The following is a 16,546-nucleotide window of genomic DNA, read 5'->3' as shown; positions in this document are numbered from 1 at the left end:
ATGCCAGCTGGCTTGGCGAAATGTATCAATGCGCGCGCTCGGCGATGGGCGAATTGCCGAAGTTCTCTGCTCGTCCAGTATCGCGGCCGAGCCCTGTTGGGAAGGAACACAATTGGTGTCAGCGCTCGGGCTCGGCGGCGCATACCGCGCTGTGCGCCGACGCCGGGTCCTCGAAGTAGGCCACTACGCGGTCATCGATGCACCTGTTGACGTCGCCGAACACGAACGTGTGCCCGTCGCCCTCCCGGATCAGCAGCGGGCTGTCGAGATAGCCCGCCATCCGCTCGGCGTTGCCCACCGGCGTGGTCGGATCGTGCCTGGTGCCGATGAACAGCACCGGAGCCGCACCTTCGGCGCGGTGCGGCCGAAACGCCTTAGCGGTACCGGGGGTCGGCCAGAAATCGCAGGTATCGAGCGGGAATTCGGCCGGGCGCGGCTCGTAGTCGTCATAGGTGGCCGCGTCGTACAGCGCCGCCTCGTCGGCCTGCCGGGTCGCGCGGTCCGCTGTCGGCTCGGCGACATCGGCACAGGTGATCGCGGTCAGCGCATTGTCTTCGGTGTCCTTGGCCGATGGCGCCTGTCGTGGCGGCTCGTCGGGTGCCGCGTTCGCGAGTTTGCGCATCGCGGTACCGTCACCACCCCGGACCGCCGTCAGCGCGTCGAGGAACGGCGCCCACCCGGTGGGCCACAGATAGCTCGTGCTGATCGCTTGCAGGATGTCGCCCGGTTCGACCGGCGCGGCCTCCCCCGCCGGGGCCGGGTGCAGCTTGACGGTCCGGAGGATATCGCGAAAGACGTTCTCCGCCTGAGCCGGATCCGTACCGAGCGGGCACTCGGCCCGGTATCGCTCGGCGCAGAACGCGGCGACCCGGTTGAACGTGTCCTGATAGCCCTTGCCCTGGCCGACCCGCATCTGCGTGTAGTCCTCCGTGACATCCACGACACCGTCCAGGGCGGCGGCGCGGTAACCGTGCGGATACCGGTGGACGTACATGGCGGCGACCTGCGTGCCGTAGGACGCCGCAAGCAGATTCAGCTGCTGCTCTCCGAAAACCCCGCGCAGGATGTCGAGATCGTCGGTGGCCTCGTCGGAGCCGATGTGCCGCAATACATCCGGGCCGGTGCCGCGGGCACACGACGCCACGAACCGGCGCCGCGCGTTCTCCGTCGCGGCCACCGATTCCTGCTCCTCGGTCAAGTCCTCGCCGTCGGAATCACAGACGATGGCAGGCGTCGACCGGCCCACGCCACGCGGGTCGTAGGCGACGATGTCGTACTGCTCGCGGATCGGCTCGGGGAACGGCATGTCCAGCATCCCCAGCCCGGGATCGCCGGGCCCGCCGCTGATCAGCACCAGCGTGCCGCGCTTCTGCGCGGTCGCGGGCAGGCGGGCTACTGCCAGCGACACCGTGCCCGCCGAATCCGGGCTCGGCGCGGCGGGGGCGCGGTAATCGAGCGGGGCCAGGACGCGAGCGCAGGTGCGGTTGTCCGCCACCTCGGGGAACCACGAGCTCGTCTCCCCTTCCGCACACGGCGCCCAGGCCACCTGCTGGCTGTAGAACGACGCCCGCGAACTCTCGGCAGGCTGTTCCGGTTCGTCCTTCGAACATCCGCCCGCCAGCAGCGCCGCCGCGCTGACCGGCACGACGCCCAGGGTGAGAATTCGCAGTGCCCGCATGGATCGTCTCCCAGCTACTGGTGGCTACAAGATCGAACATCCGCTGGCGACACGCTAGCAAACCGAACCTGCGATATCGCGGATCAGGAATCGCGGACGACGACGCCCAGGTGCCGGGCGAACGCGGGGGCCAGCTCCATCAGCTGGCCGTTGTCGATGGTCGCGCCGCGCAGTGCGTCGAGGCCCTCGGTGATATCGAGCGAACGAGCCCCGCGCAGGTCGACCTCGGTCAAGGTGGCCCGGTGCAGGACCAAGCTTTCCAGAGTCGAGCCGGGGAAGGTCACAGTGTGCAGCGTGGCGTCGCCGAAATCACAGTCCCGCAATACACATTCGACGAACGACACGTCACGCAGCTGAGCGGTGCGGAAGTTGACCGAGTCGAACTTGCAGCCCTCGAACCGGACCCGGCGCAGGCGCGCGCCCGCGAAATCGACACCCGACAGCGCGCCCGCGACGACTTCGCCGTCCAGCCAGTTGGTGTCGGCCAGTTCGGTGCCCACCCAGCGCACGTTCCGCATCCACACGTCGGCGAACCTGGTGTGGCGCAGGCTGCCCCGATGCCACGCCACCGAGGTGAACGCCGACTCCCCGAACCGCGCGTTCTGCACGTCGGCCTCGTCGAGGTCGAGGGCGTCGACATGCACGCAGTCGTAATCTCCCTCCGATTCGAGCGCTCCCGCCTGCGCCGTCAGGTACCGCGCGTACGACAGGTCCTCGAGCTCCCGAGCCATGCACTTCCTCCCGATCTTCGTGGGTCGGCAAACGAGTATTCCCTGCCGTACCGACAAGCGGAGCGACGCGGGCTTCTCCTCGGCACTGTCGAAATGAGCGTAGGTACGAGCAGCGCCGAGGGCGACAGCAGCGTGTTCGGCAGTGCAGGCGAATCCGGATACCTCTTCAGCGACGCCGGATTTCGGCCACCACACCACGTCGGGTCCTGCCCGACACGCCGCGTCGCATCCTGGTCGACTGATCAGGAGGTAATGGTGGCGGCATCGGCCGAGAGACCACCGCCACCATTACCTCCTGATCAACCGACCAGCTGCGCTAGCTGTACTGACCACCTCGGCCGTACCGGATTTCACGGTATCGGCGGCGTCGACCCACGCCATCCGCACCTGCACCGTGTGCTGCGAGCGTTTCGGAGCGCGGGGCTGCGCGCGGTCGTGCTCGGCGGATGCGTGTGCTGCGAGCGTTTCGGAGCGCGGGGGCATGCGCGCCCTCGTGCTCGGCGGATACGTTGCCCGCGAGCGTGATGACATGCTGGGGGTATGACTGTCGACGGCATGGTGGTACCGGGGTACGAGGCGGTGCGGGACGCGTTCGCGGCGAACTTCGCCGAACAGGGCGAGGTCGGTGCTGCGGTGTGCGTGTACCGGGACGGCGAACCCGTGGTGGATCTGTGGGGCGGCATCGCTGATCCCGATACGGGCAGGCCGTGGCAACGTGACACGTTGCAGTTGGTCTATTCGGCGACCAAAGGTGTGACGACGACACTCGCGCATCTGCTCGTCGAGCGCGGCCTGCTCGACCTCGACGCGCCCGTCGCGCGGTACTGGCCGGAGTTCGCGGCGGCGGGCAAGGCCGAGATCCCGGTGCGCTGGCTGCTGACCCACCAGGCCGGCCTGGCCGCGCTCGACAAGCCGGTCCCGCTCGCCGATGCACTGGCATGGACGCCGATGGTCGAGGCGCTGGCGGCGCAGGCACCGAACTGGCCGCCGGGGACCGCGCACGGGTATCACGGGCGCACGTTCGGCTGGTTGGTCGGCGAGGTCATCCGCCGGGTCACCGGACGCAGCGTCGGACAGTTCCTCGCCGACGAGATCGCCGGACCGTTCGGCGTCGAGTTCTTCATCGGCCTGCCGCCCGCCGCACAGCATCGGGTGAGCCGGTTGGTCTTCGCGCCGAAACCAGACCTCGCCGCGGTGCCCGATGAACTGATCCCGGAGCCGCTGCGCGCGATGGTCGCGGCGTTGCGTGACCCGGAGTCGTTGAGCAACCGCGCCTTTCAGGTCACCGACCCGGGCGAGATCGACTTCAACTCGGCCGCTGTGCACGCCGCGGAGCTGCCCGCGAGCAACGGTATCGGCACCGCCCGCGGGCTGGCCCGGCTCTACGCCTCGCTCGTCGGCGAGGTGGACGGCCGGCGCCTGCTGCGCGCGGACACCCTCGCCGCCGCCGTTCGTGAACAAGTAAGCGGCACAGACGCGGTCATCATGCTGCCGAACCGCTACGCCACCGGATACATGCTGCCGCTCGACGAAATCCCCCTCGGCGGACCGGGATCCTTCGGCCACCCCGGCCGCGGCGGCTCCCTCGCCTACGCCGACCCCGCCCGCAGCATCGCCTTCGCCTACACCCCGAACTACATCATCGAACAGGCCATAGACCTGCGCGCCCGCAATTTGGTGGATGCGCTGGAAACCACGCTGAACTGAGCCTCCGCCCGAGACTGCGACTAGGAAACGGGCCGGGAACGCCGTCGGCTTCGGTGCGCCACAGGCGGATTCGCCGAAGACAAGGGCAACGGACGCCCCGATGGGCAAGAACCGACCCGGCGGTCGCAAACCCGTTCGCGCACAAAGGATTCCCCCGCGGCGCGGGGGCAACCGCTCCCCGGTGCGCGACCAAGCGCACGCGGAGTCGCAACCGGCGCGCGGCAGCGGTGTTCTGCCCGGCAGACGCACCCCTTCTGCCTTGCCGCACCCCCTCTGGCACGCCGCAGCGGGTGCGAAGCCGCAGAAAGGGTGCGTCGTCCTCCGAACGGCTTCGCGTCCGCCCGCCCCCAACCGGCGCCGTGCACATCGCTCCCTCGCCATCCTGCAGGCATATAAGAGCCAGCCCAGAATCAGCGGCTCCCGGTGGGCGAACAGGTGCACAGAGAGCCGGATCTGGTCCCGCGCCATCCTGCACGCGCACAAGGATTCGGCCCGGTGGCGCACCGCCTCGAGTGGGCGAACAGACGCGCGCAGTGCCCGACACCGACGCCGCGCAATCCGGTCACGCACAAAGGATTCGCCGGCGACGGGGTCAATGGACGCGCCGATGAGTAAGGCTCGGTTCGGCGTCCGTAACCCTATTCGCGCACAAAGGATTTGTTCCCAGCGTTCCAAGAGCGACCACTCCCAGCGGGCGAACAACGACACGAAGGCCCGGACCGCTGACACGCAACCCCTCCCAAGAGCGACCGCTCCCAGCAGGCGAACAACGACACGAAGGCCTCGACCACTGACACGCAACCCCCGCCCAAGAACGACCACACCCAGCAGGCGAACAGCGATACCGAGGCCCGGACCGCTGACGCGCGCCACCCCGCCCAAAAGCGACCGCACCCAGCAGGCGAACAACGGTACGGGGCCCGGACCGCTGACGCGCGCAATCCTGCCCAGGATCGGCCGCTTCCGGTAGGTGCACAGGGTGCGCGAAAAGGGTGGTCAACCCAGGGTGCGGATCCAGCGGCGGGTGTCGGCGGGGTCGATGACGTCGTCCAGTTCCAGGGCGGTGGCGGCGGCGAGGGCGCGACCGCTGGCGTAGGCGAGCGAGACGAGGTTGTCGAAGGCCTGTTGTCGTGCTGTCGGGTCCTCGATCGCGGCCAGTTCTTTCGCGAACCCCAGGCGGACGGCACCTTCCAAGCCCATGCCGCCGATTTCGCCGGTGGGCCAGGCGATGACGAAACGCGGCGCGCGGAAAGAGCCCGCCGCCATGGCTTGTGCGCCCAGGCCGTACCCCTTGCGGAGGATGATCGTGCCCCACGGCACCGACAGGCCCGCCGCGTCGATGAACAGACGGCTGAATTTGGTGACGGTGGCTTCCTTCTCGGCGTCCGGGCCGACCATGAAACCTGGTGTGTCACAGAGGGATACAATTGGCAATCGGTGCGATTCGCACAACCGGAGGAAGGCGCTGAGCTTGTCGGCGGCGGGCGCGTCGATGGCGCCGCCGAGATGATGGCAGTTGTTCGCGATCAGCCCGTAGGGTTGCCCTTCGACGCGGATCAACGCGGTGACGATACCGACGGCCCATTCGGCGCGCAGCTCGAGCACGGAGCCCACGTCGGCGACCGCCGCGATGGCGGCCCGGATATCGAAGGCGTGCAGGCGGTTCTCCGGCACCACGTGCCGGGACAGCCGCGGATCGGGCGCGGCCCAATCATCCACCGGCCCTTGAAAATAGGCGAGGTAGCGTTGTGCGAGCCGGGCAGCCTCGGCTTCGTCGGCGGCGACGATGTGCACGACCCCGTTGCGCCGCTGCACCTCGATCGGGCCGATGTCCTCCGGCGCGTAGACGCCCAGGCCGCCGCCCTCGATCATCGCGGGACCACCCATCCCGATATTGGCGTCGGGGGTGGCGATGACGACGTCACACATGCCGAGCAGCGCGGCATTGCCGGCGAAGCAGCGACCGGAGACGAGGCCCAGCAATGGCACCCGGCCCGACAACGCGCCCATGGCGCGGAACGTGGTGACGTCGAGGCCGGAGATGCCGCCGTGGTCCGTATCGCCGGGTCGGCCGCCACCGCCCTCGGTGTAGAACACGACCGGAAGTCCTTGGGCACGAGCGAGTTCGAGCAGTCGATCAGTTTTGGCGTGGTTGCGCATCCCCTGCGTGCCCGCCAGCACCGTGTAGTCGTAGGACATGACGACCACCCGGGCGCGGTCCGCGCCGAACCGGTCGGCGTTGACGGTGGCCATTCCCCCGATCAGCCCGTCCGCCGGGGTGTTCGCGATCAGATCCTCGGCGGTGCGGCGCAGGCGTTGCGCGGCGACGGCGAGAGCGCCGTATTCGACGAAGCTGTCGTCGTCGACGAGATCGGCGATGTTCTCGCGGGCGGTGCGCCTGCCGAGCCGGTGGCGTTTGGCGACGGCCTCGGGCCGGGCCTCGTCCCGGCCGACGCGGTGCCGGTCGTAGACCTCGGCGAGGTCGGGCCGGAGGGCGTCGAGGTCGATCACCTTGTCGGCGGCGGGTCCGTCGTGCTCGGCGGGCGCCCAGATCAGCAGCGGCGCATGCGGATCCACCGTCGCGCCGGGCGCGACCAGGTGCCGCCGGACCCGCAGCGCCTCGTCGGCGCGCAGCACATGCTGCATCTTCATCGCCTCCAGCACCGCGACCTCGGCGCCCGCCGCCACAACGGTGCCCGGTTCGACCAAGCTGACCAGGGTGCCGCCCATCGGCGAACGCAACACGGACTCGTCGTCGCCCAGTTCGACGGACGCGACGGTCGTCACGGGACTCGGCTCCGAATGCGGCACGGATGCATAGCTACTCGCGCGACCTGCCAGCTCGGCCAGGTTCTCCTCGAACCACGAGGTGGACACCGGCGCACCGTCGGCGAGCGAGTCGAGCACGGCGCGCAGCAATGCGAGATTCGTATCGATACCCCGCACAACGGTTTCCGACAGCGCGTCCGAGCACCGCCGCAGCGCAGCCGGATACGACGCGCCGCGCGCGATCACCTTGGCGACCAACGAATCGAACTGCGCCCCTTGCCGCATCCCGGTGTGGGCGGCGGTGTCGACGCGCACACCCGAACCGGTCGGGGCAGCGAATTCGACCACCGTCCCGGTACTCGGCAGCACGTCCCCACCCGCCGTGACCAGCTCCGCATTCACCCTGGCCTGCACCGCGTAACCGCGGGCCGTGCTCGCTCGATCAGCGAAGCCCTTGCCCGGCAACGTGTCCGGCGCACCCTGCCCCGCATCACCCGGCCCCGCTCCACCCGGCCCCGCATCGCCCGCCCCGCATCGCCTTGCCCCGCTCCGCCCTGCCCCGCATCACCCGGCCCCGCATCGCCTTGCCCCGCTCCGCCCTGCCCCGCATCACCCGGCCCCGCATCACCCGGCCCCACATCACCCGGCCCCGCATCACCCGGCCCCACATCGCCCGGCCCCGCTCCGCCCGGCCCCGCATCACCACCCCCCGCATCATCCGGCCCCGCTCCGCCACACCCCGCATCACCCGGCCCCGCTTCACCCTGCCCCGCGTTCGCCGCATGGATATCGGCGCTCGACGGCCCACTGCCAACAGGCGCGATACTCGGGGTCGCCGCCGGATCGAGGTCGGCCAGCGTCGCCCCCAGCGCCAGGTCGAGTTGGAGTGCGACCAGGTCGAGGCCCGTGACCTCCTCGGTCACCGTGTGCTCGACCTGCAGGCGCGGGTTGACCTCGAGGAACCACGCTTCCGTATCGCGCACCAGGAATTCGACGGTGAGCACGCCGCGGCAGCCCACCGACTCGGCCAACCGGACGGCGTCGCGATGCAGCCGTTCCCGCAGCGCCGCATCGAGATTCGGTGCTGGTGCGATCTCGATCAGTTTCTGGTGCCGCCGCTGCACACTGCAATCACGGTCGCCGAGCGCGACCGCGTGCACGCCGTCCGCGACCACCTGCACCTCGATATGCCGGGCCGCGGATATCAGCGCTTCGGCATACACCGTGTCATCGCCGAAACCGGCCGACGCTTCTGCGCGGCACCGCTCGTACGTCTCGTCCAGCAACGCCGGGTCGCGCACCTCGCGCATTCCCCGTCCACCCCCACCGGCAACGGCCTTCACCATCACTCCGTCCGGGTGCGCCGCGAGCAGTTCGGCGATTGCCGCGACGTCGGACCCGGCCGAGGTGGCGGCAGGCACCGGCACGCCGGCCCGCTCCGCCGCGGCCCGTGCCGCCACCTTGTCCCCGAAGATCCGCAGCACTTGCGGTGACGGACCCACGAAGATCAGCTCGGCCGCCGCACAGGCGTCCGCGAGTTCCGCACTCTCACTGAGGAATCCGTACCCCGGATGCACCAGCGCCCCGGGCCCGCCCTGCCGTGCCGCCGCCACCACGGCAGCCACGTCCAGGTACGCGCCCGCACCGGTGCCGGGCAGCTGCACCACTTCGTCCGCGAGCCGAGCATGCATCGCCCCGGACTCCTCAGCGGTGCACACCGCAACAGTCCCCCACCCACGCTCCCGGGCCGTCCGCAGTACCCGAACCGCCACTTCACCCCGGTTGACCACCACCAAGCGCATCCCGCCAGTCTCCCCGATCCCCACCGGCCGGTAGGTTCGCGCCCGCTCAGCGGCGCTCGAGCTTCTCCCAGCTCCTCGACCGTCGCCGCCCGGAGGACGCCGAGCCCGCCGCCCCACCCGGATGCCGACTATTGCCGAGGGCGTTGTGTACGTTGCCGATACGCGACGAACTCACCGACGATGGCTCCGGTCACGGCGATTATCACCAAGGCAGCGAGAAACGCCTGCCAACGAAGAAGCGTGACATCGAGCAGTTCACCGAGAAAGAAGAACCAGCCGACGAACACCGATCCGATCGCAAGCATTCTCCGCGTCGAACCCATCGATCGGCGGGGTAACCGGTCGAGAAACAGCACCATCCCAAGGGCCGCCACGGTGATCAGCAGCGCGGAGATCAAGAACGCCTGCCAACGCACCAGGTGGACGTCTGCCATCTCCCCGACGCATAGACCCACCCCGACCGTCGTCCACAGTGCGACGTCGGCGTAGAACTCTCGGCCACCGGCCCCGCCGTCTGCGCGACGCAATGCCGCACGACCGACGTGTTCGAGGCGACGAACCGCGTCGTCCTCCCGAGATCCCGGGTGCGATTCGGCCGGATGAAAGGGATCAGGCGTGCCCGGCGTATCCACCGGCCGCAATATACGCCGTATCGGCGCTATCCAGGGACGAACAACCGGTACAGAACGCTCAGCCCTGACGCTACGGCCCCGCACCCACGCAGTGCTCGGCCCCCAAGACCACAGGACGAGGGCGGCTACTCGGTACGCCGCTGCGTGCGGATCGACGGCGCAGAACGAGCGCGTCCCCGGACTCGGCTCGAGGGCGGGTCCGGGGACGGGTGGTGAGCCTATGCGGTCCGGCTGGTTTCCAAGGGGCGCGCTTCGGCGGTGTGCGGGGAGCGGGTGAAGGTGAGGACACCGTCGTCCAAGGGGGACTTGCGGAGCATTTTGCGGTCCCGGAAGTAGTTGTTGATGACCTGCCAGGGGCCGTGGGTGCCCTGCCGGGGCATGACGGCGTCGCCGCGCTGGATGTAACCCGAGGTGAGCGCGCCGCCCATGACGGAATCGGAGGAACGGTCGGATTCCTCGGCGATCGCTTCCACCCGGGTGAAACCGTGGTCACGCATGTGGTTGAGCGTCCGGCAGAAATACTCGGCGGTGAGATCGGCCTTCAGGGTCCACGAGGCGTTGGTGTAGCCGAGCACCATGATCGCGTTGGGAACGCCGCTGAGCATCGCGCCCTTGTAGACGACGCGGTCCCGGGTGACGACGGGCTCGCCGTCGACCTCGAGGGTCGCCCCGCCGAGCATCTGCACCCGCAGGCCGGTCGCGCTGATCACGATATCGGCGGGCAGTTCCTCGCCCGACGCGAGCCGGATGCCGTTCTCGGTGAAGGTCTCGATGCGGTCGGTGACGATGGACGCCTTCCCACTGCGCAGCACCCGGAACAGGTCGCCGTTCGGCACCACGCACAGCCGCTGATCCCACGGATCGTAGGACGGCGTGAAATGCCGCATGTCGATCTTGTTGCCGATCTGGGCACGCACCGCGGCGAGCAGCACCCGGCGCGAGGCCGCGGGATTGGTGCGCGAGAGCTGGAAACTGGCGCGCTGCAAGGCGATATTGCGCGCCCGGCCGATCCGATACGCCACCTTCTCCGGCACCTTCGCCAACTTCATGCCGACCGCGACCGGATCGTTGGCGGGCAGCGTGGTGATGTAGGTCGGCGAGCGCTGCAGCATGATGACGTGCGCGGCGTCGCCGCTCATCGCGGGGATCAGGGTGATCGCGGTCGCGCCACTGCCGATCACCACGACCCGCTTGCCGCGATAGTCCAGATCCTCGGGCCAGTGCTGCGGGTGCACGATCTGCCCGCCGAAGTCCGCCTCACCGGGGAACTCGGGGCGGTAGCCGTTGTCGTAGTCGTAGTACCCGGTGCACCCGGCGAGGAAGTTGCTGGTGAATGTCTCGACCGCGCCGGTCTGCTCGTCGAGCGCCTCGACCGTCCAGGTCTCGGTCTCGCTGGACCAGCGGGCCGTGGTCACCTTGCGACCGAAGTGGATGTGCTCGGTGACGCCGTATTCCCGCGCGGTGTCCTCGACGTACTGCCGGATGTGCGGACCGTCGGCCAGCACCTTGGTGCCGTTCCACGGGCGGAAGCCGTAGCCGAAGGTGTACATGTCCGAATCGGAGCGGATGCCCGGGTACTTGAACAGATCCCAGGTGCCACCGATGGCGGCGCGGCGCTCCAGGATCGCGTAGCTGCGTCCGGTCTGCTCGCGCGTCAGGTGGCAGGCCATACCGATTCCGGAAAGCCCGGCACCGATGATCAGTACGTCGACATGCCGCGTCATTGGGGAACTCGTTTCGTCTGGTCGGTCGAGCTCTGGTCACCTTCGCCCAGAGTTGACGCCAGGTTACGTGTTATCGACAGTTACGTCTAGTCGGGTTGCCGAATCGCTGCTGCCGGACGACGCCGCAATTAAAACCTGGCTGGTTACAAACGATGACGCCGCGGCGCCGGGCGCTCAGCATGGATGACTGCGGCGCGCCCTGGTGCGCACCGCGGGTCCTGTCCCCTACCCGAGGTGTCGCGTGTCATCAATTGTCTTGGAGCCGACACCGATTCGGGTTCGGTCGGCCGCTCGGTGGCGGCCGCGCAAGTCCTGGCTACGGGTGGTGAGCCCGCTCGTCCTGGTGCTCGCCTGGCAGCTCGCCAGCGCCACCGGCGTGCTGCCGGAACGACTGCTCGCCTCCCCGATAACGATCCTGCACACCGCGGGCGAGTTGCTCGGACAAGGCACCCTCCAGGAGGCGATCGCGGTATCGCTCGGCCGCGCGGCGACCGGGTTCGCCATCGGCGCGGTGTTCGGCATCGGCCTCGCCGTGCTGGCCGGGCTGAGCACGATCGGTGAGTACGTGGTCGACCCGCTGATGCAGATGCTGCGCACGGTGCCGTTCTACGGATTGATCCCGCTGCTCATCCTGTGGTTCGGCATCGGCGAGCTGCCCAAGGTGGTGCTGGTCGCGTTCGGCGCGGCGATCCCGTTGTATCTCAACACCTTCGCCGGTATCCGCGGCGTGGACGGCAAACTCGCCGAGCTCGCCCGGGTGCAGCAACTCGGCCGCCTCGCACTGCTCGGGCACATCGTCGCGCCGGGCGCACTGCCGCAGACGCTCGTCGGCCTGCGGCAGTCCCTCGGCGTCGCGTGGCTGGCGCTGATCGTGGCCGAACAGGTGAACGCCGACGCGGGCCTCGGCTTTCTGATCAACGACGCCCGCGAATTCCTGCGGACCGACGTGATCGTCGTCGGCCTGCTGGTGTACTGCGTGCTCGGTCTGCTGACCGACGCGCTGGTCCGATTGATCGAGCGGAAGGCGTTGGCATGGCGGCGCGGGTTCCTGGGGCAGTGATCACCGACGAACGGGTCATCACGCCCGAAACACCAAGGCTGGAAACCACTTCCGCCACCGATACGGCGCCCGTCGCCCAGATTCGGGGCCTCGTCCGGGATTTCGACGGGCGGCGCGTGCTCGACGGCCTCGATCTCGATATCGCCCCTGGTGAGTTCGTCGCACTGCTCGGCCGCAGCGGTTCGGGCAAGTCCACCCTGCTGCGCGCCCTCGCGGGTCTCGACCAGGAGGTGCAGGGTGAGTTGCGCACGCGGGGCACGATCGCCGTCGCCTTCCAGGAACCGCGCCTGGTCCCGTGGAAGCGCGTGCTGGCCAACGTGTATCTCGGTCTGCGCCGAGCGGATCCGAAACAGGCGGCGCGGGCCGCCCTGGCCGAGGTCGGCCTGGCCGAACGGGCGCAGGCGTGGCCGCTCACCCTCTCCGGCGGCGAGGCGCAACGTGTCAGCCTGGCGCGCGCCCTGGTGCGCGAGCCGGAGCTGCTGCTGCTCGACGAACCCTTCAGCGCCCTGGACGCCCTCACCCGGATCACCATCCACCGGCTCGTCATCGATTTGTGGCAGCGCCGCAAACCCGGCGTCCTGCTGGTCACCCACGACGTCGAGGAGGCGTTGCGGCTGGCCGACCGGGTGCTGGTGCTCGGCGACGGCCGGATCGCCCACGAGTCCCGCATCGAGCTGCCGCGCCCGCGCCGCAGCGAACACCCCCAACTGCTCGCCCTGCGCAACACCTTGCTCGCCGAACTCGGCGTGGCACCGGAAGGAACCGAATGAAAGCCAGAAGGCTGCTGCTCGCAACGACTCTCGCACTGGTCGTGGCGGTCGGCACCGCCTGCGGGTCCGACAAGGCCGACGACGCGGCGGTCCGCCCGGACGGTTCAGTAGACCTGGCCAAAGTGACGCTGCACCTCGGCGACCAGAAGGGCACCGGCCTGCAGGCGCTGCTCACCGCCGCGGGCGAGCTGGACAAGACGCCGTACCAGATCGAGTGGTCGCAGTACCAGGCCGGACCGCCGATGTTGGAGGCGATCAATTCCGGCGCAGTCGATTTCGGCGGCGTCGGCAACTCGCCGCCGGTGTTCGCAGCGGCCGCCAAGTCGGCGATCAAGATCGTCAGCGCCTATCAGTCCGGTAAGGACGGTCAGGGCATCGTCGTGCCCAAGGATTCCCCGGTGCGCACGCCGGAAGACCTGCGCGGCAAAAAGATCGCCGTCACCAAGGGCAGCTCGGCGCACCATCATCTGCTCACCGTGCTGAACAAAGCGGGGATCAAGTGGGATCAGATCGAGCCGCAGTACCTGCAGCCACCGGACGCGCTGGCCGCGCTGTCCACCGGCCGGGTCGACGCCTGGGCGATCTGGGACCCGTACACGGCGCAGGCCGAACAGCAGTCGAACGCGCGAATCCTGGTGGACGGCAACGGATACATCCCCGGCGACGCCTTCTACGTGGCCGGGGCCGAGGCGCTGGACCGCAAGGGAACCGCCGCCGCGCTGCGTGATCTGCTCGGCCGCATCGGCCGCGCGCACACGTGGGTGAACGAGCACCCCGAGCAGTGGGCGAAAACCTACGCCGAACTCACCGGCCTGCCCTATGACGTGATCCTCACCGTGGTCAGACGCGGGCGCTACCTCGACCATCAGCTCGACGCCCGCGCCATCGCGGCCGAGCAGAGCGTGGCCGACGCGTTCGCCGAGGCGGGGCTCATCCCCCGCAAGGTCACCATGGCCGACTACATCGACACCCGTTTCAACGACCTGTTCCCCGCTGCCTGAGGAGTTGGCTCCCATGACTTTGTCGTTCCACTGGTTCCTGCCCACCTACGGTGATTCCCGCGGCCTGGTCGCGGGCGGGCACGGCACCTTCATGTCCGGCGATCGTCCGGCGACGCTGCGCTACCTGAATCAGATCGGCGCGGCCGCCGAGCACAACGGATTCGAGGCGGTGCTCACCCCGACCGGCGCCTGGTGCGAGGACGCCTGGCTCACCACGGCGATGATGGTCGACACCACCGAGACGCTGAAGTTCCTGGTCGCGTTCCGGCCCGGCCTGGTCAGCCCCACGCTGGCCGCGCAGATGGCGGGCACCTTCCAGCGGCACTCGCAGGGCAGGCTGCTGCTGAACGTGGTGACCGGCGGCGAACCGCACGAGCAGCAGGCCTACGGCGACTTCCTGGACAAGGAACAGCGTTACGCGCGCACCGGCGAATTCCTGCACGTCGTCCGCGAGCTGTGGACCTCGCAGGAACCGATCTCGTTCGACGGTGCACACGTGCAGGTCCGGGACGCGCTACTGAGCAACCGGCCCGATCCGATCCCGCCGGTGTTCTTCGGCGGTTCCTCCGCGCCCGCCGGGCCGGTCGCGGCCCGCTACGCCGACACCTACCTCACCTGGGGCGAACCGCTGCTCGCGGTCAGCCGGAAGCTGGAATGGATCCGCCGCCTCGCCGTCGACGAGGGCCGGGTGCTCGACTACGGCCTGCGCATCCACGTGATCAGCCGCGACACGTCCGAATTGGCCTGGGCTGAAGCCGATCGGCTGCTGCAGGGCATCGATCCCGCCGATATCGAACGCGTGCAGGCCAGCCTGGCGCGCAGCGAGTCCGAAGGCCAGCGGCGGATGTCCGAACTGCACGGCGGCAGCACCGACCGGCTCGAGATCGCGCCCAACCTGTGGGCCGGTGTCGGGCTGGTGCGCGGCGGCGCGGGCACCGCGCTGGTCGGCTCGCACGCCGAGGTGGCCGAGCGCCTGATCGAGTACTCGAAGCTGGGCATCAGCCACTTCATCCTGTCCGGTTACCCGCACCTGGAAGAGGCGTACTGGTTCGGCGAAGGGGTGCTGCCCATCTTGGAGCGCAAGGGACTGTGGCGGCATCCGTCGCGTCCGGCCGCGCCGCGTGCCGCCACGCCGTTCGCGGCGTCGTCGAGCAGCTGACCTGACAAAGTCGCAGGCAAAACGAGGTGCACGAGATCGGCTGGGGATCCCCAGTTAACGATCACTGACTGACTTCGATGAGAATGGCCTTCGGTCCGGCGCACCAGCGGGACCGCTGGACGAGCTCATAAGGGAGTCATGACCACCGCACCCGCTCAGCGCTGGCGCCGCCGCGTCCCCGACACCGCGACCACCGACGGAGCGCCGAAACTGGCGCGCAGGCTCGGGCGCATCGACCTCACGGCGATGGGCGTCGGCACCATCGTGGGTGCGGGCATCTTCGTGATCACCGGCGTCGCCGCGGCGGAGAAGGCCGGGCCGTCCATCGTGCTGTCGTTCGTGCTGGCCGGCACGGTCTGCGTGCTCGTCGCGCTGTGCTACAGCGAGCTCGCCGCGATGGTGCCGGTGTCCGGCAGCGCCTACACCTATACCTACGCCACGCTCGGCGAAGGTCCGGCGTTCCTGGTCGGCTGGAATCTGCTGCTCGAATTCGTCATCGCCGGTGCGGCCGTCGCGATCGGCTGGTCGGGCACGACGGTATCGGCGCTGGATTCGATGTTCGGCATCACCGTGCCACACGCCATCGCGGCGGGCCCGGGCGAAGGCGGCATCGTGAACCTGCCCGCGGTCCTGATCATCGGCGTGATCGTCGCGGTGCTGGTCGGCGAGGTGTCGCTGACCGCGAAGATCACCAAGGCGCTGGTCGGCGTGACGATCGGGGTGCTCGTGCTGGTGGTCGCGGTCGGTGCGCCGCATATCGACGTGCAGAACTGGACTCCGTTCGCGCCCTTCGGTTTCAGCGGCATCATCGGCGGCGCGGCGATCGCCTTCTTCGCGTTCCTCGGCTTCGACGTGGTCGCCGCCTCGGCCGAGGAGGCGCGCAATCCGCGCCGCGACGTCCCGTTCGCGATCATCGGCACGGTGCTCATCGCGACACTGCTGTACGCGCTGGTGAGCGCCGTGCTCACCGGTATCGCGCCGTTCGCGACGCTGAACAACGGCGCGCCGATCGCGACCGCGTTCAGCGGCTTGCACATCGGCTGGATCGGCAACGTCATCGTGATCGCGTCGGTCATCGCGCTCACCAAGGGTCTGCTGCTGATCGTGTACGCACAGGTGCGGCTGAGCTTCGCGATGTGCCGAGATCGGTTGCTGCCCTTCGGACTCGCCCAGACCGGCAAGCGCTCGACTCCCGTCCGGCTCACCCTGATCCTCGGCGTGTTCTGCGCCGCGATCGCCGGGCTGCTGCCCATCGATATCGTGGTCGAGCTGGTGAACATCGGCGCGCTGTCGGCGTTCGCCGTGGTGTGCGTCGGCGTGCTGGTGCTGCGGCGGGCCGAACCCGACCGGGAACGGCCGTTCCGCACGCCGCTCGTCCCGTTCGTGCCGATCCTCGCGCTCGTCGGCTGCGTGCTGCTGGCCACCACGCTGGACGGGTTGACCTGGGTGCGGTTCGCGGTGTGGGTGCTCATCGGCATCGCCGTCTACCTGGGTTACAGCCGCAAACGCTCCA

At 69.1% G+C, this 16,546-nt stretch carries 10 protein-coding genes and 2 pseudogenes; 6 read left to right on the top strand and 6 right to left on the bottom strand.

Features of this window, described 5'->3' with window-relative positions; translation table 11 throughout:
- Positions 1–118: 118 nt before the first annotated feature.
- Positions 119–1,678: an alpha/beta hydrolase gene (locus TY25_RS15835; RefSeq protein ID WP_052383001.1), complete on the bottom strand. Its 1,560-nt coding sequence runs from the start codon at positions 1,676–1,678 to the stop codon at positions 119–121.
- An 83-nt stretch (positions 1,679–1,761) separates the two neighbouring features.
- Positions 1,762–2,409 carry a pentapeptide repeat-containing protein gene (locus tag TY25_RS15830; protein WP_042256972.1) on the bottom strand — a complete coding sequence of 216 codons (648 nt, stop codon included), beginning with the start codon at positions 2,407–2,409 and terminating at the stop codon, positions 1,762–1,764.
- 540 nt (positions 2,410–2,949) lie between these two features.
- Here TY25_RS15830 and TY25_RS15825 point away from each other — a divergent pair.
- Positions 2,950–4,116, top strand: a complete 1,167-nt coding sequence (locus tag TY25_RS15825) for a serine hydrolase domain-containing protein (RefSeq protein ID WP_042256969.1) — start codon at positions 2,950–2,952, stop codon at positions 4,114–4,116.
- 996 nt (positions 4,117–5,112) lie between these two features.
- Here TY25_RS15825 and TY25_RS15820 read toward each other — a convergent pair.
- The 4 genes and pseudogenes from TY25_RS15820 to TY25_RS15805 form a co-directional block, all read right to left on the bottom strand.
- Positions 5,113–7,395 (bottom strand): annotated as a pseudogene (locus TY25_RS15820) (carboxyl transferase domain-containing protein); the annotation flags it as partial.
- A 317-nt stretch (positions 7,396–7,712) separates the two neighbouring features.
- Positions 7,713–8,687 (bottom strand): annotated as a pseudogene (locus TY25_RS15815) (ATP-binding protein); the annotation flags it as partial.
- Positions 8,688–8,815: 128 nt separating this feature from the next.
- A complete protein-coding gene (locus TY25_RS15810; RefSeq protein ID WP_146153940.1) occupies positions 8,816–9,319 on the bottom strand; it encodes a hypothetical protein in 504 nt (167 codons plus the stop codon).
- Positions 9,320–9,537: 218 nt separating this feature from the next.
- On the bottom strand, positions 9,538–11,043 hold the full coding sequence (locus tag TY25_RS15805) for a flavin-containing monooxygenase (protein ID WP_042256966.1): 1,506 nt from the start codon (positions 11,041–11,043) through the stop codon (positions 9,538–9,540).
- A 322-nt stretch (positions 11,044–11,365) separates the two neighbouring features.
- Between TY25_RS15805 and TY25_RS15800 the strand changes: the two genes are divergently transcribed.
- The 5 genes from TY25_RS15800 to TY25_RS15780 form a co-directional block, all read left to right on the top strand.
- Positions 11,366–12,103 carry an ABC transporter permease gene (locus TY25_RS15800; RefSeq protein WP_036559676.1) on the top strand — a complete coding sequence of 246 codons (738 nt, stop codon included), beginning with the start codon at positions 11,366–11,368 and terminating at the stop codon, positions 12,101–12,103.
- Positions 12,076–12,873 (top strand): ABC transporter ATP-binding protein, encoded by a 798-nt coding sequence (locus TY25_RS15795; protein WP_226887295.1) that lies wholly within the window; start codon positions 12,076–12,078, stop codon positions 12,871–12,873. The genes TY25_RS15800 and TY25_RS15795 overlap by 28 nt, the downstream gene beginning before the upstream one ends.
- Entirely contained in the window at positions 12,870–13,874 is a 1,005-nt protein-coding gene (locus tag TY25_RS15790; protein ID WP_042256964.1) for an ABC transporter substrate-binding protein, read from the top strand. Before TY25_RS15795 ends, TY25_RS15790 begins: the two co-directional genes overlap by 4 nt.
- Positions 13,875–13,887: 13 nt before the next feature.
- Positions 13,888–15,033 (top strand): LLM class flavin-dependent oxidoreductase, encoded by a 1,146-nt coding sequence (locus TY25_RS15785; RefSeq protein ID WP_042256963.1) that lies wholly within the window; start codon positions 13,888–13,890, stop codon positions 15,031–15,033.
- Positions 15,034–15,171: 138 nt separating this feature from the next.
- The coding region (locus TY25_RS15780) for an APC family permease (protein ID WP_042256961.1) at positions 15,172–16,546 on the top strand (1,375 nt) is incomplete at its 3' end.

This window comes from Nocardia brasiliensis NBRC 14402, from assembly GCF_000308475.2.
In the GTDB taxonomy this organism is placed as follows: Bacteria; Actinomycetota; Actinomycetes; order Mycobacteriales; family Mycobacteriaceae; genus Nocardia; species Nocardia brasiliensis.
Note: the sequence above shows the minus strand (reverse complement) of the source record. Positions and strands in the feature narration are given on the sequence as shown.

Bases quoted from the DNA above. Each gene is read 5' to 3' on its own strand.
- TY25_RS15795 (WP_226887295.1), top strand. From the start codon at position 12,076: ATGGCGGCGCGGGTTCCTGGGGCAGTGATCACCGACGAACGGGTCATC.
- TY25_RS15830 (WP_042256972.1), bottom strand. From the start codon at position 2,409: ATGGCTCGGGAGCTCGAGGACCTGTCGTACGCGCGGTACCTGACGGCG.
- TY25_RS15790 (WP_042256964.1), top strand. From the start codon at position 12,870: ATGAAAGCCAGAAGGCTGCTGCTCGCAACGACTCTCGCACTGGTCGTG.
- TY25_RS15825 (WP_042256969.1), top strand. From the start codon at position 2,950: ATGACTGTCGACGGCATGGTGGTACCGGGGTACGAGGCGGTGCGGGAC.
- TY25_RS15805 (WP_042256966.1), bottom strand. From the start codon at position 11,043: ATGACGCGGCATGTCGACGTACTGATCATCGGTGCCGGGCTTTCCGGA.
- TY25_RS15785 (WP_042256963.1), top strand. From the start codon at position 13,888: ATGACTTTGTCGTTCCACTGGTTCCTGCCCACCTACGGTGATTCCCGC.
- TY25_RS15835 (WP_052383001.1), bottom strand. From the start codon at position 1,678: ATGCGGGCACTGCGAATTCTCACCCTGGGCGTCGTGCCGGTCAGCGCG.